General features: G+C 65.4%; 19 protein-coding genes and 1 pseudogene. 9 read left to right on the forward strand and 11 right to left on the reverse strand.

Annotation, left to right across the window (positions count from 1 at the left end):
* Position 1 precedes the first annotated feature (1 nt).
* On the reverse strand, positions 2–1,276 hold the full coding sequence (gene glgC / locus NCS58_RS17015) for a glucose-1-phosphate adenylyltransferase (RefSeq protein ID WP_061115900.1): 1,275 nt from the start codon (positions 1,274–1,276) through the stop codon (positions 2–4).
* A 443-nt stretch (positions 1,277–1,719) separates the two neighbouring features.
* On the opposite strand from glgC, the gene pdxY reads away from it, so the two are divergent.
* Positions 1,720–2,601 carry a pyridoxal kinase PdxY gene (gene pdxY, locus NCS58_RS17020; RefSeq protein WP_061115899.1) on the forward strand — a complete coding sequence of 294 codons (882 nt, stop codon included), beginning with the start codon at positions 1,720–1,722 and terminating at the stop codon, positions 2,599–2,601.
* Here the strand turns inward: pdxY and NCS58_RS34480 are convergent.
* Positions 2,598–4,180: pseudogene (locus NCS58_RS34480) on the reverse strand (IclR family transcriptional regulator). The gene pdxY and the pseudogene NCS58_RS34480 sit on opposite strands and share 4 nt — an antisense overlap.
* A 181-nt stretch (positions 4,181–4,361) precedes the next feature.
* On the opposite strand from NCS58_RS34480, the gene NCS58_RS17035 reads away from it, so the two are divergent.
* Positions 4,362–5,321, forward strand: a complete 960-nt coding sequence (locus NCS58_RS17035) for an MBL fold metallo-hydrolase (protein ID WP_061115896.1) — start codon at positions 4,362–4,364, stop codon at positions 5,319–5,321.
* 105 nt (positions 5,322–5,426) lie between these two features.
* Positions 5,427–6,776 carry an MFS transporter gene (locus tag NCS58_RS17040; RefSeq protein ID WP_061115895.1) on the forward strand — a complete coding sequence of 450 codons (1,350 nt, stop codon included), beginning with the start codon at positions 5,427–5,429 and terminating at the stop codon, positions 6,774–6,776.
* Here the strand turns inward: NCS58_RS17040 and NCS58_RS17045 are convergent.
* The 5 genes from NCS58_RS17045 to NCS58_RS17065 form a co-directional block, all read right to left on the reverse strand.
* Complete coding sequence (locus tag NCS58_RS17045; RefSeq protein WP_061115894.1) at positions 6,770–7,249, reverse strand: hypothetical protein; 480 nt, start codon at positions 7,247–7,249, stop codon at positions 6,770–6,772. The two genes, NCS58_RS17040 and NCS58_RS17045, sit on opposite strands and share 7 nt — an antisense overlap.
* 141 nt (positions 7,250–7,390) lie before the next feature.
* Positions 7,391–7,609: a DinB family protein gene (locus tag NCS58_RS17050; protein ID WP_250477407.1), complete on the reverse strand. Its 219-nt coding sequence runs from the start codon at positions 7,607–7,609 to the stop codon at positions 7,391–7,393.
* Complete coding sequence (locus NCS58_RS17055; protein WP_250477408.1) at positions 7,606–7,905, reverse strand: DinB family protein; 300 nt, start codon at positions 7,903–7,905, stop codon at positions 7,606–7,608. The genes NCS58_RS17050 and NCS58_RS17055 overlap by 4 nt, the downstream gene beginning before the upstream one ends.
* 75 nt (positions 7,906–7,980) lie before the next feature.
* Positions 7,981–8,844 (reverse strand): alpha/beta fold hydrolase, encoded by an 864-nt coding sequence (locus tag NCS58_RS17060; protein ID WP_061116100.1) that lies wholly within the window; start codon positions 8,842–8,844, stop codon positions 7,981–7,983.
* A gap of 1,236 nt (positions 8,845–10,080) precedes the next feature.
* Positions 10,081–10,305, reverse strand: a complete 225-nt coding sequence (locus NCS58_RS17065; protein WP_250477409.1) for a hypothetical protein — start codon at positions 10,303–10,305, stop codon at positions 10,081–10,083.
* 31 nt (positions 10,306–10,336) lie between these two features.
* Here NCS58_RS17065 and NCS58_RS17070 point away from each other — a divergent pair, with 31 nt between their 5' ends.
* Positions 10,337–10,537 (forward strand): hypothetical protein, encoded by a 201-nt coding sequence (locus NCS58_RS17070; RefSeq protein WP_250477410.1) that lies wholly within the window; start codon positions 10,337–10,339, stop codon positions 10,535–10,537.
* Here the strand turns inward: NCS58_RS17070 and NCS58_RS17075 are convergent.
* The 4 genes from NCS58_RS17075 to NCS58_RS17090 form a co-directional block, all read right to left on the reverse strand.
* Positions 10,504–10,968 (reverse strand): hypothetical protein, encoded by a 465-nt coding sequence (locus NCS58_RS17075; RefSeq protein WP_061115892.1) that lies wholly within the window; start codon positions 10,966–10,968, stop codon positions 10,504–10,506. The two genes, NCS58_RS17070 and NCS58_RS17075, sit on opposite strands and share 34 nt — an antisense overlap.
* Positions 10,969–11,244: 276 nt before the next feature.
* Positions 11,245–12,072 (reverse strand): shikimate dehydrogenase, encoded by an 828-nt coding sequence (locus tag NCS58_RS17080; protein WP_061115891.1) that lies wholly within the window; start codon positions 12,070–12,072, stop codon positions 11,245–11,247.
* 226 nt (positions 12,073–12,298) lie between these two features.
* Positions 12,299–14,017 carry a SulP family inorganic anion transporter gene (locus NCS58_RS17085; RefSeq protein ID WP_061115890.1) on the reverse strand — a complete coding sequence of 573 codons (1,719 nt, stop codon included), beginning with the start codon at positions 14,015–14,017 and terminating at the stop codon, positions 12,299–12,301.
* Positions 14,018–14,084: 67 nt separating this feature from the next.
* Positions 14,085–14,984 (reverse strand): NAD(P)-dependent oxidoreductase, encoded by a 900-nt coding sequence (locus NCS58_RS17090; protein ID WP_061115889.1) that lies wholly within the window; start codon positions 14,982–14,984, stop codon positions 14,085–14,087.
* A gap of 144 nt (positions 14,985–15,128) precedes the next feature.
* On the opposite strand from NCS58_RS17090, the gene NCS58_RS17095 reads away from it, so the two are divergent.
* The 5 genes from NCS58_RS17095 to NCS58_RS17115 all read left to right on the forward strand — a co-directional run bounded on the left by NCS58_RS17095 (position 15,129) and on the right by NCS58_RS17115 (position 21,036).
* Positions 15,129–16,928 (forward strand): FAD-dependent oxidoreductase, encoded by a 1,800-nt coding sequence (locus NCS58_RS17095; RefSeq protein WP_061115888.1) that lies wholly within the window; start codon positions 15,129–15,131, stop codon positions 16,926–16,928.
* Positions 16,925–18,661, forward strand: coding sequence for an FAD-dependent oxidoreductase (locus NCS58_RS17100; RefSeq protein ID WP_061115887.1), 1,737 nt, complete (start codon positions 16,925–16,927; stop codon positions 18,659–18,661). The genes NCS58_RS17095 and NCS58_RS17100 overlap by 4 nt, the downstream gene beginning before the upstream one ends.
* Positions 18,658–19,269 carry an NIPSNAP family protein gene (locus NCS58_RS17105; RefSeq protein WP_061115886.1) on the forward strand — a complete coding sequence of 204 codons (612 nt, stop codon included), beginning with the start codon at positions 18,658–18,660 and terminating at the stop codon, positions 19,267–19,269. The genes NCS58_RS17100 and NCS58_RS17105 overlap by 4 nt, the downstream gene beginning before the upstream one ends.
* 12 nt (positions 19,270–19,281) lie before the next feature.
* Positions 19,282–20,106, forward strand: coding sequence for a sugar phosphate isomerase/epimerase (locus NCS58_RS17110; protein ID WP_061115885.1), 825 nt, complete (start codon positions 19,282–19,284; stop codon positions 20,104–20,106).
* Positions 20,107–20,178: 72 nt separating this feature from the next.
* Entirely contained in the window at positions 20,179–21,036 is an 858-nt protein-coding gene (locus NCS58_RS17115; protein WP_061115884.1) for an IclR family transcriptional regulator, read from the forward strand.
* The last annotated feature ends 44 nt before the right edge of the window (positions 21,037–21,080 follow it).

Consider the following 21,080-nt stretch of genomic DNA (forward strand, 5'->3'; position numbering starts at 1 on the left):
TCTAACCTTGCGCGAGCCGCGCCAGCGCATCGCGCGTGATGAGCGTGACGCCCGATTCCGTCCGGAAAAAGCGCGCGGCGTCGTCGTCCGGGTCCTCGCCGACCACGAGACCCTCCGGCACCGTGCAGCCGCGATCGATCACGACGCGCTGCAACCTGCAACTCGGCCCGACGGTCACCTGAGGCAACAACACTGCCTCATTGATGTTACAGAACGAGTGCACCCGCACCGCCGACGAAAACACCGACTTCGACACTTGCGAGCCGGAGATCACACAGCCGCCGCACACGAGGAGATTGGTGATCGCGCCTTGCTGGCCGTTGAGGTCGCGCACGAACTTGCCGGGCGGCAGCTGTTCCTGATTCGTCCAGATCGGCCACTTGCGGTCATACAAATCGAGTTCCGGAATCGTCGACGCGAGGTCGAGGTTCGCGGACCAGTACGCGTCGACGGTGCCGACATCGCGCCAGTAGGCGGGCGCTTCCGGATCGCTGCTCGACGTCACGCACGACATGCCGAACGGATGCGCGATCGCCTTGCCCGTCGTCACGACCCGCGGAATGATGTCCTTGCCGAAGTCGTGATCCGTATTCGATGTCTCGATGTTCTCCTGCAGCATGTCGTAGAGATATTTCGCGCTGAACACGTAGATGCCCATGCTCGCAAGCGCGATATCCGGCTTGCCGGGCATCGCGGGCGGATCGGCGGGTTTTTCGAGGAAAGCCGTGACGCGGCGGTTCTCGTCGACGTGCATCACGCCGAACGCGACGGCGTCCATGCGCGGCACCTCGATGCAGCCGACCGTGCAGTCGGCGCCGCTCTCCACATGGTCGAGCACCATGCGCGTGTAGTCCATCTTGTAGATGTGGTCGCCCGCCAGCACGATCACGAATTCCGGCCCGATCGAACGGACGATGTCGAGATTCTGATAGACGGCGTCTGCGGTGCCGCGATACCAGCTCGAATCGACGCGTTGCTGCGCCGGCCAGATATCGATGAACTCGTTGAACTCGCCGCGCAGGAAACCCCAGCCGCGCTGGAGATGCCGGATGAGCGAATGGGCCTTGTATTGCGTGACCACGGCGATGCGGCGGATGCCGGAGTTGAGACAGTTGGACAGCGCGAAGTCGATGATGCGGTATTTGCCGCCGAAGTGGACGGCGGGTTTCACGCGTTTGTCGGTGAGCGGTCCGAGGCGGGTGCCACGCCCGCCGGCGAGAACGATTGCGAGGGTCGACTTCTGCAAATCGGTGCGATTCTTAGACAGCGTCTCCATGCCAGCCTCCTGATTTGACCTGCGACTATTGATGTTGCCGTGTGTTCGTCCTCGTATGCTTTCGCTGTTTGTATCGTGAAGCATTATCCGGCGCGCATTCGAGTCCGTGTGCTGAAGTCGCCGTTTTTTTCTCGAATATGAATCGCAGATGCGGCCGGTGGATCGAGCAAGCGGCGTGCCGAGTGGAGCGTTGCGTCCACGCGACCTGATGGGCATCCGAGTCGACCGGATGGCTTGATAAAACGTGTCGGGACAATTTATATCGAGACCGCCATGCCGCAGTGCGTCGAGGCACGGCACAATATGAAGGTTGCGATGCCCGCGCACGCCCGAGCCGGCGTCCCCGGGTGTTCCATCTCTAGCTACCGTTGCGCTGCGCTGCACGAGCGCCGGCGCGACAAACGTTTGACCTGACCGGACACGATCAATCGGGAAATCAGAAGATGAACAACGTCCTGAGCATTCAGTCGCACGTGGTGTTCGGCCACGCGGGCAACAGCGCGGCGGTTTTTCCAATGCGGCGTCTGGGCGTCAATGTCTGGCCGCTCAACACCGTGCAGTTCTCCAATCACACGCAGTACGGCCGCTGGACCGGTAGCGCATTCGACGCCGACGAGTTGCAGAACTTGATCGAGGGCATCGGCGCGATCGGCGTGCTCGCGCGCTGCAACGCGGTGCTGTCCGGCTATCTCGGTGCGCCGGAGCAGGCTCGCGCGGTCGTCGAAATCGTGAAGATGGTGAAGGCGGTGAATCCGCGCGCGCTCTATTTCTGCGATCCCGTCATGGGGCAGACGGGCGGCTGCACGGTGGCTCCCGGCATCGAGGATTTCCTCGTCACGACGATGCCCGAAATCGCCGACGCGATCATGCCCAATCACATCGAGCTGGAAAAGCTCGTCGGGCGCAGCATCGAGACGGTGGAAGAAGCCGTCGATGCGTGCCGCGAAGTGATCGGCCGCGGCCCGCGCATCGTGCTGGTGAAGCATCTGCTCGATCGCAACAGCCGCGCCGACACCTTCAACATGCTTGCCGTCGCGCCGGGCGAAGCGTGGTTCGCGCAGCGCCCGCTCTATCCGTTCGCGCGGCAGCCGGTGGGCGTCGGCGATCTCACGAGTGCGGTGTTCGTCGCGCGCACGCTTCTGGGCGATTCGCTGCGCACCGCGCTGGAGCACACGCTCGCGGCGGTGAATGCCGTCGTCAAGTCGACTTACGATGCGGGGCGTTACGAGCTGGAAATCGTCGCTTCGCAGGACGAGATCGCGAAGCCGACCGACCGTTTCCCCGCCATCCGCGTGGTGGGCACGGAGACCATCAGGGGCCGCTAGCTTGCCTCGCCGTTGGCCTCCATCAGGCCGAAACGCCAGGACAGGCGCCGCGTCGCAGCGAGAAGGGCGCGTGCCAGCGGGCCGTCAGCGGCGCTATCGAAGCCGCCCGACGAGCCGATCAACGCAATGACGAGACACACACTGCCGGTGTGATCGAACACCGGAGCAGCCAGCGTGTGGATGCCGGGCACCGGCGCGCCGAGCGCCGTGTCGAGGCCGCGCGCCCTGATGTCGTCGAGCCGTGCGCGATATGCGGTATCCAGAATCGCATCCGGCGCCGCACCCGCGAGGCGGATCTGGTCCTGCTCCATCAGGGACACGAGCATGTCCGCCGGCAGATGCGCGGCGCAGACGCGGCCGATCGCCGTGTTGACGAGCGACATCGCCGTGCCGACGCGCAAGCTCACATGCTGCGGACGCGCCGATTCCTCCAGCCGGATCACGGTCGGGCCGAGCGGTCCGAGCGCGGCGGCGGCGACCGTCATCGACGTGTTCGCGGCGAGCCTGACGATCTCGCTTTCCGCATCGCGAATCGGCGAAAGGCGTTGCAGCGCGATGAGCCCGAGCTCGCGGCTCAATTGGCCCGCGTGGAAGAGCCCCGCGTCGTCGCGTGCGAGCAGGCCAACCTTGACGAGACTCACCAGATGCGCGAACGCCTTCGCGGGCGGCATGCTGGCCGCCGCGGCCAGATCGCGCAGCGAGAGCGGCCGGCCCGCCGCGACCAGTGCGCGCAACAGATCGCCGGTGGCGTCGAGCGCGTTGATGCCGCGCTGCGGCCTGGTGTCTTCTTCGAGCATGGTCATGAAAGCAATCCGGTGATATCGCGTGCCGCGTCCTTCAGCGCTTGCGCGAGCGGGCCGTCCCAGCCGACGTCGCACAGGCCGGTCGGGCCGATCGCCGTCAGCGCGAGTTGCAACCGGTGCGCGCCGTCGAACACCGGCACACTCATGCTGCTGACGCCCGGACTCGGCGCATCGACGCTACGTTCGATGCCGCGTGCCCGAATCTCGCGGATGCGCTCGTTCATCTGCGGCGCATCGGTTTGCGCCTGATGCGCGAGCATCGCGTCGACGCGGGCGTCATCGTCGAACGCGCGGAATACGCGTCCCGTCGACGTCGCCGAAAGCGACATGACCGTGCCGACATGCAAGTTGACGTGCAGCGGATAGCCGCCGCGCTCGTAACGGACGATGGTCGGCCCTTGCGGCCCCGCGACGCTGACCGCGACGCTCATGCCGGTCGCGAGCGCGAGCGCCGGAACGCGTGACGCGGCCGCACGATACGCCGGCTGATGTTCTAGATTCAATAGACCGAGTCGCAGCGAAAGCGGGCCAGGCTCGTAATTGCCGGTCAGCGCGTCGCGCTTGACGAGGCCGAGCCGCGTGAGGCTCACGAGATACGTATGCGCCTGCGCGCTCGACAGTCCGGCGGCATCGGCCATTGCGCTCAATGCGAGCGGCTCGCGCCGGGCGGCGAGCGCTTCGAGCAGACGCGCGCCGACTTCGACGCTCTGGATGCCGCGCTGCTTTTTCTCTTCGCCGGATTCGGCGTCAGGCGTGGCATGGGTGGAACGAGCCAAGAGGACTCCGCGATCGATAGAAGTGAACGAATGGCAGATGTTAGCCGAGCAGGAATCCTCGGATGAAGCGATTCGGTATTTACCCGGAATTTGCAAATAGCAAGCATACTTGCTGTTGACAAAAATAATCGTCACGCCGATCATCCACCCATCCCCACGAGAATGGAATCGAGACACGACCATGGCAAAAGCATTCGCATCGCAAGCCGATCTGGAAGAGAAGAAGATCACCTTCACACAGCTTTCCGAGAACGCGTACGCCTACACGGCCGAGGGCGATCCGAACTCGGGCGTGATTATCGGTGACGACGGCGTCCTGATCGTCGATACGACCGCCACGCCCGCGATGGCGCAGGACCTCATCGCGAAGATCCGCGGCGTCACCGACAAGCCGATCAAATACGTCGTGCTGTCGCATTACCACGCGGTGCGCGTGCTCGGCGCGTCGGCGTATTTCGCGGAAGGCGCGCAACAGGTCATCGCGAGCCGCGGCACGTATGAAATGATCGTCGAGCGCGGCGAGCAGGACATGAAATCGGAAATTGAGCGCTTCCCGCGTCTGTTTGCCGGTGTCGAGACGGTGCCCGGCCTCACGTGGCCGACGCTCGTCTTCGACACCGAAATCACCTTGTTCCTCGGCAAGCTCGAAGTGAAGATCGCGCATCTCGGCTCGGGCCACACGAAGGGCGACACGGTCGTCTGGCTGCCGTCGCAGAAGGTGCTGTTTTCGGGCGACCTCGTCGAGTACGACGCCGCCTGCTATTGCGGCGACGCGCAACTCGAGGAATGGCCCGCGACGCTCGAAGCGCTGCGCGCGCTGAAGGCGGAGAAACTCGTGCCGGGCCGCGGTCCCGCGCTCTTGTCGCCGGCAGAGGTCGACAAGGGCCTCGACTACACGAAGGATTTCGTGACGACGCTGCTGCAGGCGGGCCGGGAAGCCGTTGTCGAAAAGCTCGATCTGAAGGGCTCGATGGCGCATACCCGCAAGGCGATGGACCCGAAGTTCGGCCACGTCTTCATCTACGAGCACTGCCTGCCGTTCGACGTGTCGCGCGCCTATGACGAGGCGAGCGGCATCAAGCATCCGCGCATCTGGACGGCCCAGCGCGACAAGGACATGTGGGCCGCTCTCCAGGACTGACGTTCATCTCTCGCGGCGCGCACTGACACGCGCCGCGCTTTCTTCTCTTCAGGCAAAAAGGCGCGCCAAAGACGCCGGCCTTCCCACGCCCATCTGGAGCGAGACATGTCGAAGTCGATCAGCACGGCGGCGCTCAGCCCGAGCGCCGCCGCGGAAACGCACGCCCTGTCGGACGATGCGCTCTTTCGCAAAATTGCGTGGCGCATCATTCCGTTCCTGTTCCTGTGCTACGTCGTGTCGTTTCTGGACCGCATCAATATCGGCTTCGCGCAGTTGCAGATGAAGCAAGATCTCGGATTCTCAGATGCGATGTACGGCCTCGGGGCCGCCGTGTTCTATGTCGGCTATGTGCTCTTCGAGGTGCCGAGCAATCTGCTGCTCGCGAGGTTCGGCGCGCGCCGCACGTTCACGCGGATCATGCTGCTGTGGGGCGCGGCGTCGGTCGGCATGATGTTCGTTTCGACGCCCGGGCATTTCTATCTGCTGCGCTTTCTCCTCGGCGTGTTCGAGGCGGGCTTCTTTCCGGGCATCGTGCTCTATCTGACGTACTGGTTTCCGGCGAAACGGCGCGCCGGCGTGATGTCGGTGTTCTTCGCGGGCGTCGCGGTGGCGGGCGTGTTCGGCGGACTGGTATCCGGCTGGATCATGCGCGACATGGCAGGCGTCATGGGCCTGCACGGCTGGCAATGGATGTTTGCGATCGAAGGCGCGCCGGCGGTGCTGCTCGGCCTCATCGCGTTGCGGCTGCTGGTGGACACTCCGCGCGATGCGCGCTGGCTCACGTCCGCCGAACGGGAGCGCCTGGCCGCGCTGTGCCCGGAAACGAACGCCCGCACCGATGCGCACGACCGCCGCGGTCTGCTCGACGCGCTGCGCAACCCGCGCCTCTATCTCTTTGCGTTCATCTACTTTTCGCTGACCTGCGCATCGCTGACGCTGAGTTTCTGGATGCCGCTGATGATCCGCGATTTCGGCATCACCGATGTCATGTCCGTGAGCCTCTACACCGTCGTGCCGAACGCGATCGGCGCAGTGGGGCTGATTTTGATTGCGCGCCATTCGGATCGCGTTGCGGAACGACGCAAGCACTTTGCGTGCTGCACGATCGGCGGCGGCATCGCACTCGCGGCGCTCACGCTGCATTTCCCGAGCTTTTTGCTGATGCTCGCGATTCTCTCGCTAGCCGCGACATTGATCTTCGCGGCGTTGCCGATCTTCTGGGCCGTGCCCGCGAGCCATCTGCCGGGCAGGAGCGCGGCGGCAGGCATCGCGGTCATCAGCAGTATCGGCATCACGAGCGGCATCGTGAGTCCGTGGGTGATCGGCCAGATCCGCACCGCGACAGGCAGCATGGATCTCGCCGTGCAGCTCCTTTCGCTATTGCTCTTCGCAAGCGGCGCCGCCCTGATGGTGGGGCTGCGCCGCGATCCTTCCGCGAAAGAAAGCGATCACTGAGGCACGGCGGCGGCCATCGCCTTGAAGTTTTCGGGCGTGGCGAAAGCGAGATATTCGGCCTGCATTTCGGGCGTGAGAAATTCGAGCATCGTCGAGTTTTCGATCCAGAACTCGATCACGTGGAAAAAGTTGTCGCCGCGCGTGCAGCGCACCGCGCGCCAGCCTTCACGCTCGCCGATCGCGATGACGTCCTCGGCGCTCAGCTTCGTCGCGATCGCCATGTGGAACGCGCTGTACTGCGGGCGCTTCAACGTATCGGCGCCGTAGCTGACGCTTTCCTCATGGCCGCCGCCCGGCGTGATCACCTTGTCGCTCGGATAGATCTCGATGATGCTGCCGCGATCGTCGCCCGCGACCGCCATCCAGGCATCGGGAAAAGGCGAGAAGGGCGCGGCGAAGCCGTCCCACAGTTCGGCAAGCACATGCGCGACGTGCTTCGGATCGTTGGCGGGAATGGATGCATGGAAGATCATCGCGATGGACTCCGATGGAGGTGACGAGGACTGCGCGGCGATACTTTCATGTCGCGCGCCGGGATGTCAATTCGCAGTGCTACGGTGAGCCGGGATTCTTCCAGAGTCTATTGATATGAGTGTTTTCAAACGCGTCAGGACTCAGCGCTTATCCGACAAACGCTGATAGAAAAGCAGGTCGAGTTCCGGCGCCTTGCCGGTCAACGCGGTCAAGAGCGCGTGCGCCTGTCCGCGATGGTGCGTCTGATGATTGAACCAGTGCGCGAGCGCGGGCATGAGCGGCTGCGTCATCAGCTCGGGCGTCGATACGCGTTTATAGCTGATAGTGCCGGCCAGCGTTTGCGGCGTGAGACCGGTCACGTATTCGACGATGCGCGCGTCTTCTTCGCGGCGCGCCGCTTCGAGCGCCGGGAAGGTATCGAAGAGAATCGCATCCAGCGTTCCGGCGCCGCGCCTTCGCCCGTGAAGCGATGCATCCACACGCGGTCCGTCACGAGCAGGTGATTGAGCGTGCCATGCACGGACTTGAAAAACGCGCCACGGTCTGCGCGATAGTCGGCGTCCGACAGGGCGCGCGCCGCGTCGTAGACGCGGGCATTGGCCCACGCGTTGTAGCGCGCGAACATGTCGAAATGTGCTTTGAGCGGGTCTTGCATGGCGAGGACCTCCGTCGTCGCAGTGACGTTCGTGTTTTCGCACGATATTAAGTCACTACCACAGACAGCGGTTCACTACGCCGACGCAAACGCTGCGATATCCGCCGTCAGCCGCGCCGCATCGCTCAGAAAAATGCCATGCGGCGCGCCTTCGTAGACGACGAGCCGCGCGTTCGGAATCAGGCGCGCCGTGCGTTGCGAAGTCAGTTCGAGCGGATTCGACACATCGCGGTCGCCCTGCACGATGAGCGTCGGCACGTCGATGTCGCGCAGCTCGTTGCGGAAATCGCCGCGACTCACCGTTTCGTTGCACGCGAAAAGCGCGTGATGCGACGTGCGCAACGCCATCTCGCGGATCCAGTCGATCATCGCCTGCGACGCGCCCGGCCCGGCGAACGGCCGCGCGTTGTCGGCGAGCCACCGCGGATAGTCGCTCGCCAGGTCCTGCCGAAAGGCGTCGACGCAGGCGCAATCGATGCCATCCGGGTTGTCCGGCGTCTTCATCAGCATCGGCAAGGTCGATGCGATCAACGCAAGCCGCGCGACGCGCGCGCTGCCGTGACGCGTCAGATAGCGCACCGCTTCCGCGCCGCCCATCGAATACCCGACGAGCGTGACGCGCGAAAGATCGAGCGCGTCGATGACGGCGGCGAGATCGTCCGCGAGCGTGTCGTAGTCGTAGCCGCCACCCGGATCGCTCGAACGACCGTGGCCGCGCCTGTCGTAGGCGATGCAGCGAAAGCCCTGGCGCACGAGCGGCAGCATCTGATACGCCCACATGTCGCCCGGCAGCGAATAGCTGGGGACGAACACGATGGTCCCGCCGTTGCCGGGCGCGCCTTCGGGCCGCCAGTCGCGATAGAAGAGCTCGACACCGCTCTCGGTCGCGATGTAGCCGGGGCGGGCGGTTTCGCCGTGGACTCGATGTTTTGCGGGCATCTTCATCTCCTTGTCGATGATCAGTGTGATTGCATCGTCGCAGGAGGCAATGAGCCGGGCAATTACGTCCAAGGTAATAGGCCGCGTGCAAAAAAACGCCGCCTCGAGAGGCGGCGAGAGCGCGTCCGCTTGTGGGCTCGATGATCGAGAGCGGACGCTTGAGGAGACAGGGCGACTGGACTCAGTATGGCAAAGCCGGGCGTCGGGCACAATCGCCGGCGCGAATTACTGCGTTTCACGATGGATAACGCCGAATCGTTCGATATGCGAATGAATCCATCGAACCATTGCATTTTTCGGATTTTGCTTGTGTATATGCGAGATCTCAAGCGGTGCGGTTCATATAAACTCGGCAGGCATCTTTCAAACATTTATTGCTGCACCCGTTCATGTACTTCGATTCATCCGCATGGCTGCATGATTCGCACGCAGATGCCGTCCCACCCGATGCGAAGCGCGCGTTATCCATCGCGCTCGATATTCGTCGCTCGGGCGATTGATCCGCACTGGAGCGCTTCTGTGTCGGAGCCTTGCAGCGGTTTGCGCAAGACTTCGAACTTCGCTGGCAACTGAGCCATTGCCTCTGGATACGTCATGACGCCGTGTCGGCGGAAGCCGTCATGCGCGAGGCGGCGCTGCATCATCCCGGCGATGGCCGCGTGACCGGCGCAAAATTGCGATGTATCTCAATGAACAGGCGCGTTACGAAGAGGCCGAAGCATGTATCGCCTGGCGCTTTCGCAGACGCCGCAAGCGAACTGGCTCGCTGTCGATCTCGCCGACCTCGAACGCAGGCACGGCGACTGGCGCGCTGGATGGGTGCGCTTCGAACGCCGCCTGTCCGAACACGGCGAGAACGGTGTCGTCGCGCGCATGGAGCGCATTGCGCCGCGCTGGCGCGGACAGCCGCTCGACGGCAAGCGTGTCGTGGTCTATAGCGAACTCGGCCTCGGCGATGACATCCAGTTCGTGCGCTATTTTCCGCGGTTCGCGGAAGGCGTGCGGAGAAACGGCGGTGAAGCGCTATTGGCGGTGCGCTCGGCGCTGCATCCGCTCATCCGGCGGTTCGCGCCGGATTGCGTCGCCCTCGAAGCGCACGATTTCGAGCGGATCGATTACACCGTGGGCTTGATGAGCATGCCGCTCGGCATCGGCTTGTTGCCGGATCAGGTCGATGGCCGCGCCTATCTCGACGCGGCACCGGAACGCATCGACATGTGGCGTCGGATGCTCGCGTCAGACGGCACGAATGCGCTGCGTGTCGGCCTCGTGTCGGCAGGCAGTCCGACGCATCGGCGCGATGTCCAGCGCAGCATTCCCGTGGATGCCCTCGCGCCACTGTGGCGCTTGCCGGATGTCGCGTTCTATCCGGTTGCTCCGGGCCGCGAAGGCGATATCGCGGCGATGCGCTCGGCCGGCGCGCACATCCTTGCGCTTCCCGACTATCAAGAGCATTTTCACGATTCGGCCGCGTTCGTCAGCGCACTGGGCGATGATCGACCGGGTATCGCATTGGTGTTGGGGCAATCAGGAGACGCAGCCATGGTACGGCCCGGTGCGGCTCATTCGCCAGCGCGTGCCGGGCGACTGGGCACCCGTGGTCGAGCGCGTCGCGGCGGCGCTGTCGGCGCGGCTCATCGGACGAGCCGCGCCGGAAGATCAGCAGGCGTCCGCGCTCGTCAGCCTCGGATAGCCGGGCTGGCTGGAATCGATCGTCGTCACGCACGCGCCGTTGCCGATATCGAGCGTGCTGTCGACATCGCGCTTCGATCCGTCCTTCATCTGCACGCTGTAGCGGTAGACCTTCGCGGTCTGTTCGGGAGTCTTCTGGAACAGGCTCGTCAGATCGAAGCTCAGTCCCGCGCCGCCGCCCACGCCATTCCAGCCATTCCCGCCGATGCCGCCGGCGCCCACGCCGAGCGTTGGCCCGGAAGACGCCCCCGCGTCCGTCGACACGGTCGTCAGATATTGCTTGCCGACGATGCGTCCCGTCGCGAGCGTGCTGTCCGCCGGCAGCGGCGCCGATGCGCCCGGTCCGGTCGCGCACGCCGCGAGCGTGGCGAATGCGACGGCCGCGAAGCACGTACGCGCCACGCGTTGAATTCCTTTTCGATCCAGTTTCATTCCAGCCTCTTGCGTGCGCCTGCACGCGTTTGATGGGCCCTCGAAGCGAGCGCGCGAGTCTCACGGGGAAACGCACACTCACGCCGGCGTGGTCGAAACGTCGCGCAAAAAAACGCCGCCCGGCAGAGGGCGGCGCTCATCGGCGGTTCGCTTCGGGGCCAGCAGGCCGGTGCGCGTCGCGAGGGACGCGAATGCGCGGCCGGAATGTTGAACGAATGCCCGCCGCGATTGAACCAGACTCCTCTGATTCATCGCGCGGCGAATTGCCTTGCGTGTTCAGTCCTTCAACAGATACGCGACGATCGCGTCGCATACGCGGCCGAACATTTGCGTGCCGGTGACGGTCGTGCAGCCGCGCGCGCGGGCGGCTTCGATGAAAGGCGTGAGCGGCGGCTTCGTCACCACGTCGCCGACGAAGGCCGTCGGAGGCAGGCGCGAGACGTCGATCGGCAGCGGATCGCCGGGACGCATGCCCGCCGGCGACGCGTTCACGATGAGGTCGTAGCTTTCGGCGGGCGCATCGTCGGCGACGCTCACTGCGCCCCGGCCCAGTGCGGCGAGACGCGAGGCGAGGGCGCCGGTGCGCCCGGCATCGAAATCGCGGATCGCGAGCGACGCCACGCCTGCATCCACGAGCGCATGGCCGATCGCCGAGCCCGCACCGCCCGCGCCGATCAGCAGCGCGCGCTTTTCCTTCGGCTCGCAACCCGCGTCTCTCAACGCGGCGACCATGCCGATGCCGTCCGATGCGCCGCCGTGCCAGGTGCCGTCGGCGTCGCGCTTGAGCATGTTGACCGCGCCGAGAAATGCGCCTTCGTCGGTCAGCGACTTGCAATATGCCGTCGCGCTGAACTTGTGCGGCACGGTGATGATGACGCCGTCGCAGTTCTGCAAGCGCGCGATGCCCGCGAAGAACGCGTCGAGATCGTCCGGCGCGACATGTGCCGGAATCACGATCGCGTCGCGCTCTGCCGCGCGCAGCGCCGCTGTCACGCCGGAAGGCGAGCGCACCTGCGCGATGGGATCGCCGACGATGAAATAGACGCGCGTCGCGCCGCTCAAGCCCGCATCGAGCGATGCGGAAAAAGAAGTGTCCTGCGCCATGCTTCGATTGCCTCCTGAATCGTTGATCAGTCTGTTCCTGAATCCTAATTGAAAATGGAATAGCATTCAACAAGTTCATCGAGTTCTCAAGGCAACTAACGGTCGAAGAACAGCGCCACCACCGGACTGGACAGGGCGGAGCATTGCGAAAAAGCGCTTCGCAGCAGCAGAAGCGGTACGTGAGCGCTAGCCAGATACGCGACGACGCCGCTCGTTCAGCCGCGTCTCATAGCACGTTCGGCTCATGCCCGCCCGAATTTACGCCAGCCGCCGCGAGCGCCTCGTGCAGCGTGTCGAACACGTTCGATGCGCCGAGCACCCGCGTCAGACCGTGCCGGTCCATGTCGTTGCGCAGGAAGCGGTTCACGCGCCCGAAGATCACCGCGACGCCGCGTGCGCGCAGCGTTTCGATCAGCTCGCCGATCGTGCGGGCCGCTGAATAGTCGAGATCGGTGATCGCGCCGGCGTCGACGACGAGATGACGCAATCCGTCGGATGCCGTATCGACGAGCTTCGTCACTTCCGACGCGAAGAAATGATCGTTCGCGTAAAACAGATCCGCGCCGAAGCGGTAGACGATCAGATGCGGCGCAGTCATCGCGCCGGGCTTCGTCGGCATGAACTGCCAGGGTTTTCCGGGCGCGACGGGCGTGAGCACCATCGTGTGCGGATGATAGCTGTGGCGCACGTGCCGCATGAGCGAGAGCGCGACCGCTAGCAGGATGCCGTGCTCGACGCCCGCCAGCACCACCGCGCCGGCCGTGACGAGCGCGAGCGCGAATTCACCGGGGCTTTCGGCGCGGATGTCCTTCAGGCTCTGCACGTTGATGAGGCCGATCGCAATCGTGAACACGATGCCCGCCAGCACGCTGTGCGGCAGATAGCGCAGATAGCCGCTCAGAAATAGCAGAACGACAGCGACGACCGCCGCGAAGACGAGTTGTCCGAGCTGACTCCGGGTGCCTGCGCGGTCGGCCATTGCCGTCTGCGTCGGACTGCCGTTCACGACGAACGTCCCGCTCAACGCCGCCGCCGCGTTCGCCGCGGCAAGGCCGAGGATGTCGCTGTTGGTGTCGACGTCCTCGTGATACTGCTGCGCGAACACGCGCGCCGCGGCCGCGCTCTGCGCGATGATCATCACGAAGCATGACGCCGCGACGGGCACGAGATCGAGAGATTGCTGCCAGGTGACATCGGGCATGCGGATCGCGGGCAAACCGCCTTCGATGGGACCGAGCACCGAAATCCCGCGCGCGGCGAAGTCGAAAGCCTTGCTCGCGGCGATGCTGCCGATCACCGCGACGAGCGGCATCGGCAGGCGCGGCGCGAAGCGTTTGCAGCCCAGAATCGCGACGATCACGACGAGCGCGAGCACGAGCGTCGGCCCATGCGCGTGCGTGACATGCCCGATCACGTAGACGAGTTGCGCCAGGCTGCGCGAGGACGGATACGGCACCGTCATGCCGAAGAGGTCGCCGAGCATGGCGATCGAAACCTGCACCCCCACGCCCGCGAGAAAGCCCGTCAGCACGGTGCGCGACAAAAAATCGGCGAGAAAGCCGAGCTTGAACAGGCGCGCGAGCAGCAAGAGCGCGGCGGTCTGCAGTGCGACCATGCCCGCGAGCGCGACGTATTCCGGGCTGCCCATCGCGGCCATCGACGAAAGCCGGCTCGCGAAGATCGTTGCCGTCGCGGAGTCGGCGGCGACCACGAGATGCCGCGACGCGCCGAAGAGCGCGAACGCGAGGAGCGGCAGGAACGCAGTGTAGAGGCCCGTCACCGCGGGCATGCCGGCGATGCGCGCATAGCCGAGCACCTGCGGGATGTCCATCGACGCGAGCGAGATGCCGGCGAGCGCGTCGCGTAACGCGGCGGCGCGGTTGATCGGCAGGATGCCTTTGAGCAGCTTCGCAGTCGTCGCGGGTGGTCGGGTCGTGTCTTGCATGCGTGGCACCTGTCGTGAAGAAGCGAATCGTGCCCCAAGGACGATGCGGTGCCAAGAGCCGCTTTGCCTACCGGTAGAACGCCACGGTTTGACGCAATCCGTCGATGAGCGGCGTTTTTGCAAGGCCTGGAAGCATTCGATCGAGCACGGGATCGTCGGGAAAGGATGTCGCGATCGGCAAGGGCGCGCCCGCCGCGTCGATGCGCGCGTCCGGCGCGATCTGCTTCAGCGTCGCGATCACGCTCTGCATCGGCGTGATGTCGCCCGCCAGCGTGAACGCGTGCGCCCCGTCGAACGGATGCGTGAGCGCGCGCTCGTAGGCGGCGGCGACGTCATCGGCGTAGACGAGGCCCGTCGCGCCGGTGAAGGGAATCGTGTACGGCTCGCCGCGCGCGGCCGCGCGGCAGGCGAGGCTCGGACCGGCGCTCGATCCCGTCTCGCGCCCCGCGCCGTACACGACGAGCGGCCGAAAGCCGATGCTCGCAATGCCATGATCGTGCCAGTACGCGCGCGCCGAGCCTTCGCATGCGAGCTTGAACGCGCCGTAATGTGTCATGGGAAAGGGCGTCGCGCCGTCGTCGGGGCCGAAGACACCCGCGCTGCTCGCATACAGCACCGAGCGCACGCCGCACGCGATAGCCGCGTCGAACACGTTGAGCGTACCGATCAGATTGATGCGCGCGCCGCGCACCGGATCGCCGGCGCAGGCAGGCGTGAGCACGCCTGCGAGATGGACGACGGCGTCGCAGCCCTCGAGCGCCGTCGCGACATCGCGCGCGTTCCCGATATCGCCGACCCGCCATTGCACTTCATCGGCGCGTTCGGGCGCGAGCGCGCGCAGGAGCCGCGCGTCCTCGCGCACGTCGAAGGCGCGCACGTCCACGCGCACGTCCATATCGCGGGCGAGCAGCCGCCGCGTCACCCACGCCGCCAGAAAGCCGCTTGCGCCTGTCACCAGCACTCGCATACCGTCCTCCGTTCGCCTCAAAAAAAGAGCTTGGCTTCAATGCATTTTCTGGAATAGTATTCCAATATCAAAGCGAGTTCTACTGAAAACATGCGTTTCGAATCGTCGGAAGGACGGCGATTCCTGGCGCGAGGGAGCGGACGAATGGTGGAGACACTGGACAATCTGGGACATGACGAAACATTCGATGTCGTCGTAATCGGCGCAGGCGGCGCGGGCATGTCGGCGGCCCTCGTCGCGGCCATCGACGGTGCGCGCGTGCTCCTTGTGGAGAGTACGGAATACGTCGGCGGTACGACGGCCTTCTCGGCCGGAACGACGTGGATTCCCGCGTCGATGCATGCCGCGAGCGTCAATCGTGACGATACATCCGTGAACGCCGAAGGCTTTCTGGATCGCGCGGTCGGCGGGCGCAGCAGCGTCGCGATGCGCCGTGCGTTTCTCGATGCCGGCCCGAAAGCGGTCGCGCATATCGAAGCGAACTCCGCTGTGAAATATCGCGCGCGCCCGTTCCATCCCGATTATTTGTCCGAGCTCGAAGGCTCGACGCTGCGCGGGCGGGCGCTCGAACCGCTGCCCTTCGACGGCCGCAAGCTCGGCCGCGCGTTTTCGCTGATCCGTCCGCCGATTCCCGAATTCACCGTGCTCGGCGGCATGATGGTCGACCGCGACGACGTCGGGCATCTGCTCAACATGACGAAGTCGTTCGCGTCGTTCCGACATGCGGCGAAGCTGCTCGCGCGTCACGCGCGCGATCGCCTGAGCGCGCCGCGCGGCACGCGGCTCGTGATGGGCAACGCGCTGATCGGAAGATTGTTGTATTCGTTGCTCGAGCGTGGCGTCACGGTGCTGACGAGCACGAAGGTCGATGCGTTGCACAGCGGGCCGAACGGCATCGAAGCCGTAACGCTGAGCCGCGTCAACGACCGGCGTCGCGTCAATGTGAAAGGCGGCGTGATTCTCGCGAGCGGCGGCTTCAACCGGCATCCGGCGCGTCGCGGCGAGATGCTGCCGGGCGCCGATCCGGCGTGGTGCCCCGGCGCGCCCGGCCACACCGGCAGCGCGCAGGATCTCGCGCTCGCCGCGGGCGCGCGCTTCGGCAAGGGCGCGCTGTCGCACGCCTTCTGGGCGCCGGTTTCCGTGCGCAAGCGCGCCGACGGCACGACCGCCGTGTTCCCGCACTTCATGATGGATCGCGGCAAGCCGGGCATGATCACCGTCGACAAAACGGGCAGGCGCTTCCTGAACGAGAACACGTCGTATCACCTGTTCGGCATGGCGATGCAAAAAGCGAACGAGACCACGCCTTCGGTGCCCGCGTATCTCGTGACGGACACGGAAGGACTGCGCAAGTACGGGCTCGGCATGGTGCGTCCGGGCGGCAAGGGGCTCGCGCCGTTTCTCGCCGATGGCTATCTCGTCGAAGGCAGGACGCTCGACGAACTGGCAATGAAGCTCGACATCGACCGCGCTGGCCTCGCCGATAGCGTCGCGCGCATCAATCGCTATGCGCAGAGCGGCGTGGATGCCGATTTTCAGCGCGGCACGACCGATTACCAGAACGCCAATGGCGACGCCAACTGGACCGGCCCGAACAAGTGCCTCGGCCCGATCAGCGAGGCGCCGTTCTATGCGGTGCGGCTCTATCCCGGCGATATCGGCGCGGCGACCGGCCTCGTCACCGACACGCACGCGCGCGTGCTCGATCGCGACGATCGACCGATCGGCGGCCTCTACGCGTGCGGCAACGACATGCAATCGGTGATGGGCGGCGTCTATCCCGGCCCCGGCATCACGCTCGGTCCGGGGCTCACGTTCGGCTTTCTGGCGGCACGGCATGCGACCGTGCGCGCGCAGCAGCCGGCCAGCGCCGCGTTGACGAACGCCCGCGACGAAGCGCTTACGCTGCCCGTCGAACTCCAATCGTCCGTCCACGCCAAATGAAGCTCGAACCGATTCTCGAATGCGACGTCCTCGTGCTGGGTTCCGGCGCGGGCGGCTTGTCGACGGCCGTCACCGCGGCGACGCAGGGTCTGTCCGTGCTCGTCTGCGAGAAGGAAGACGTGTTCGGCGGCACGACCGCGTGGTCGGGCGGCTGGATGTGGATTCCGCGCAATCCGCTCGCGACGCGCGCGGGCATCGTCGAAGATGACAGCGTGCCGCGCACGTATCTGAAGAGCGAGCTGGGCGCGCATTTCGACGCCGCGAAGGCCGACGCGCTCATCGAGCACGGGCCGCGCATGGTCGAATTCTTCGAACGCAATACGTCGATGCGCTTCATCGACGGCAACCGCATTCCCGACTTTCATACGACGCGAGGCGCGGCCACGGGCGGGCGCTCGGTCTGCGCGATGCCGTTCGACGGCCGCGAGCTCGGTCCGCTCATCGACAAGCTGCGTCCGCCGCTCGCGGAAATGACGATCAAGGGCATGGCGATCGCATCGGGCCAGGATCTCGCGCACTTCCTGAACGCGACGCGCAGCGCGAAGTCGGCATGGCACGTGACGAAGCGCTTCGCTGGATTCGCGTGGCACATGCTGCGTTACCGGCGTTCGATGCATCTCGTGAACGGCAATGCGCTCGTCGCGCGTTTGTTGAAGTCGGCGGCGGATCGCGGTGTCGATCTGCGCACCGGCGCGCGCGCGGTGTCGCTCATGCGTGAGGAGCATCGCGTGACGGGTGCGCGCGTCGAGATCGAAGGCGTGATGCACGAAGTGCGCGCGCGGCGCGGCGTCGTGCTTGCTTGCGGCGGTTATCCGCACGACGCGAAGCGTCAGGCAGAAACTTTTCCGTACACGCCGCACTGGTCTGCGGCGCCGAAGAGCAATACCGGCGATGGCATTCGTATCGGCGAAGCGGCCGGCGCCCATTTCGATGCGTCGCTCGAAGCGCCCGCCGCGTGGGCGCCCGTGTCGCTCGTGCGCAAGAGTAAGGGCGAGACGGCCGCGTTTGCGCATCTGATCGAGCGCGCGAAGCCGGGCGTGATCGCGGTGACGCGCGCGGGCAGGCGCTTCACCAACGAGGCGTCGTCGTACTACGACTTCGTCTGCGCGCTCTTCGGCACGACGCCGCCGGGCGAGGAAGCGTGCGCGTGGCTCGTCTGCGATCACCGGTTTCAGCGCAGATACGGCCTCGGATTCGCGAAGCCTTTTCCGTTTCCGCTCGGCCCGTACGAACGCTCGGGCTATCTGAGGTCCGCGCCGACGCTCGATGCGCTGGCGCGGCAATGCGGCATCGATGCGCGCGGTCTCGCCGATACCGTCGCCACGTACAACGGCTACGCGAAAGACGGCTTCGATCCGCAGTTCCACAAAGGCTCGACGCCATATAACCGCGTGCAGGGCGATGCATCGCACACGCCGAATCCGTGTCTCGCGCCGATCGTCGAGGGCCCGTTCCACGCGGTGAAGATCGTGCCGGGGAGCCTCGGCACTTTCGCGGGGCTGTCGACGGATGCGCGCTCGCGCGTCCTCGACGAAAAGCACGCGCCGATTCGCGGCCTCTACGCCGTCGGCAACGACGCCGCGAGCATGATGGGCGGGCACTATCCCGCCGGCGGCATCACGCTCGGGCCGGCGATGACCTTCGGCTATCTTGCGGGCCTCGAACTCGCCGAACCGGCACACGAAGACATCCCGAATCTCACCAACTTCAAACAGGCAAGGACGCTGCAATGACTCTGTACGACACAGTCACGTTGACGGTTAAGATCGGCGCGAACGCGCAGGTCTTCGAGAACATCAAAAACAGCGGCAACGCGCCCGGCTCGACGCTGCTCGGCTGCTGGTATTCGGACATCGGGGCGCTGGGCAAGGTCATGGTCCTGCGCGGCTTCGAGTCGGAAGCGGCGTTGATCGGGTCGCGACAGCGCCTGCTGCTCGAAGGCAATCCGTTCGGCTGCGGCGAATTCATCACCGATGTCGAGGTGAACAGCTACGCGCTCTTTCCGTTTCTGCCGCCGATCGAGCCGGCCGTGCACGGCGGCATCTACGAGATGCGCGTGTACGGCACGAAGCTCGCGAGCCTGCAACATACGATCGATGCCTGGAAGAGCGCCGTGCCGGAGCGCACCACGCGCTCGCCGCTCATCGGCGCGATGTACGCGCTCGACGGCGCCGTGCCGCGCTTTCTCAACATCTGGCCGTACAAGAGTGTCGACGAGCGTTCGCGCATTCGCGCCGAAGCCGTGAAGGACGGCATCTGGCCGCCGAAGGGCGGGCCGGCCCATCTGACGACGATGGAGTCGACCATCTACATGCCCGCGCCGTTCTCGCCGTTGCGCTAACCGGAGACATCGATGTCACGACGCAAGCTGTCCCTGTCCGCGCTGACGGTCCTCGAATTGACGCCGCCGCAGATGGTCGAGTGCGCGGCGCGTGCGGGCTACGATTTCGTCGGCCTGCGGCTCGTGCCCGCGACCGATACCGAGGTGCGCCACGAGATCGTCGGCGCGACGCCCTTGAGGCGCGAAACGCTCGCGGCTTTGAAGGACACCGGAATCGGCGTGCTCGATGCTGAAATCCTGCGCCTCAAGCCCGACACCAACGTCGCCGATTACGAGCCGATGCTCGAAACCGCGGCGACACTGGGAGCGCGCTACGTGCTCGTCGCGGGCAACGATCCCGACGAGGCGCGCACCGCCGAGCGGCTCGCGTCGCTCTGCGATCTCGCGAAGCCGTACGGCTTGTCGCCGTCGCTCGAACCGATGCCGTGGACCGACGCGAAGGACATCGTGCAAGGTGCGCGCATCGTGAAGGCGGCCGGGCGCGCGAACACGGGCCTGATCGTCGATCCGATTCATTTCGACCGCGCGGGATCGTCGACGCACGCGCTGCGCGAACTGCCGCGCGAATGGTTCGGCTACGTGCAGTTCTGCGATGCCCCCGCCGAGCGTCCGGCCGACCTCGACACGCTGCTATATCAGGCGCGTGCCGAGCGCATGATTCCGGGCGAGGGCGGAATCGATCTCGCGGGCATCCTGCGCGCATTGCCGGATGGCTTGCCGCTGTCGATCGAAGTGCCGATGAACGAATGGGCGAAGACCGCAAACGCGCTCACTCGCGCGAGGCGCCTGCGCGAGGCGACGCTCGCGGTGCTGGAGGCGGCCTACGCCGAACATTGACCCGCGCCGGTTGAATTCCGACGTGGAATCGTGTTCTACTCATGCCGCATCGGAACTTCGAGAGACTGAAAGATGGCAGGAAATCTGGAGCGGGCGTTGTCCATCATCGAGCTGCTGGCGAAAAACGGCGGGCGGATGCAGCTCGCCGCCATCGCCGATACGCTCAACATTCCGCGCAGCGGCACGCACCGGCTGCTCGCGATGCTGATCGACGAAGGCTATGTCCGGCAGGACGAGGATCACGGCGAGTACATGCTCGCGCTGAAGCTCGTATCGCTTGCGCTCATCTATCTCTCGACGGGCGGCGTGCTCGATGTGTCGCAACCGGTGCTCGACCGGCTCGCGGCGCAATCGGGCGAGCTGGCACGGCTGGGCGTGGTCGAAGACGATCACATCACGTTCGTCGGCAAGGCGCAGGGCGCGAAATCCGGCCTGCGCTACGACCCCGACATGGGCAGCCAGCCGCCCTTGCATTGCACGGCGAGCGGACAGGCGTGGCTGTCGTCGCTCACGGACGAGGAAGCGCTCGAGCTCGTGTCGAAGCAGGGCGGCCTGGGCAAGCCGGGCTCGGGCGGTCCGAAGGCGCCGAAGACGATCCAGCAATTTCTCGCTGAATTGCAGGCGGCGCGCAAACGCGGCTATGGGATCGCGAGCGAGACCTACGAGGCCGGCATGACGTCGATGGCCGCGCCGATCCATCATCCGGTGACGGGTGTTGTCGTGGGCGTCGTGAGTCTCGCCGGCCCGACCAGCCGGTTGCCCGACGCGCGTCTGAAGGAACTTGCGCCCGCGCTGCTCGAAGCGGCATCGGACATGGGCGCTGCGACGTTGAGCTCGCCATATTTCAAGCGGCCGGTGGTGAGGACGGAGGAAGCGGCGGGGGCGGTCGCGAAGGCGGCGGGAAAAGCGAAGAAAACGAAGGCTGTTTAAAGACGCGCCGGACGTCCCGATCCTGCACTATCCTGCACAGATCA

The sequence above is a fragment of the Caballeronia sp. INML3B genome, from assembly GCF_023631305.1.
GTDB lineage: Bacteria > Pseudomonadota > Gammaproteobacteria > Burkholderiales > Burkholderiaceae > Caballeronia > Caballeronia turbans.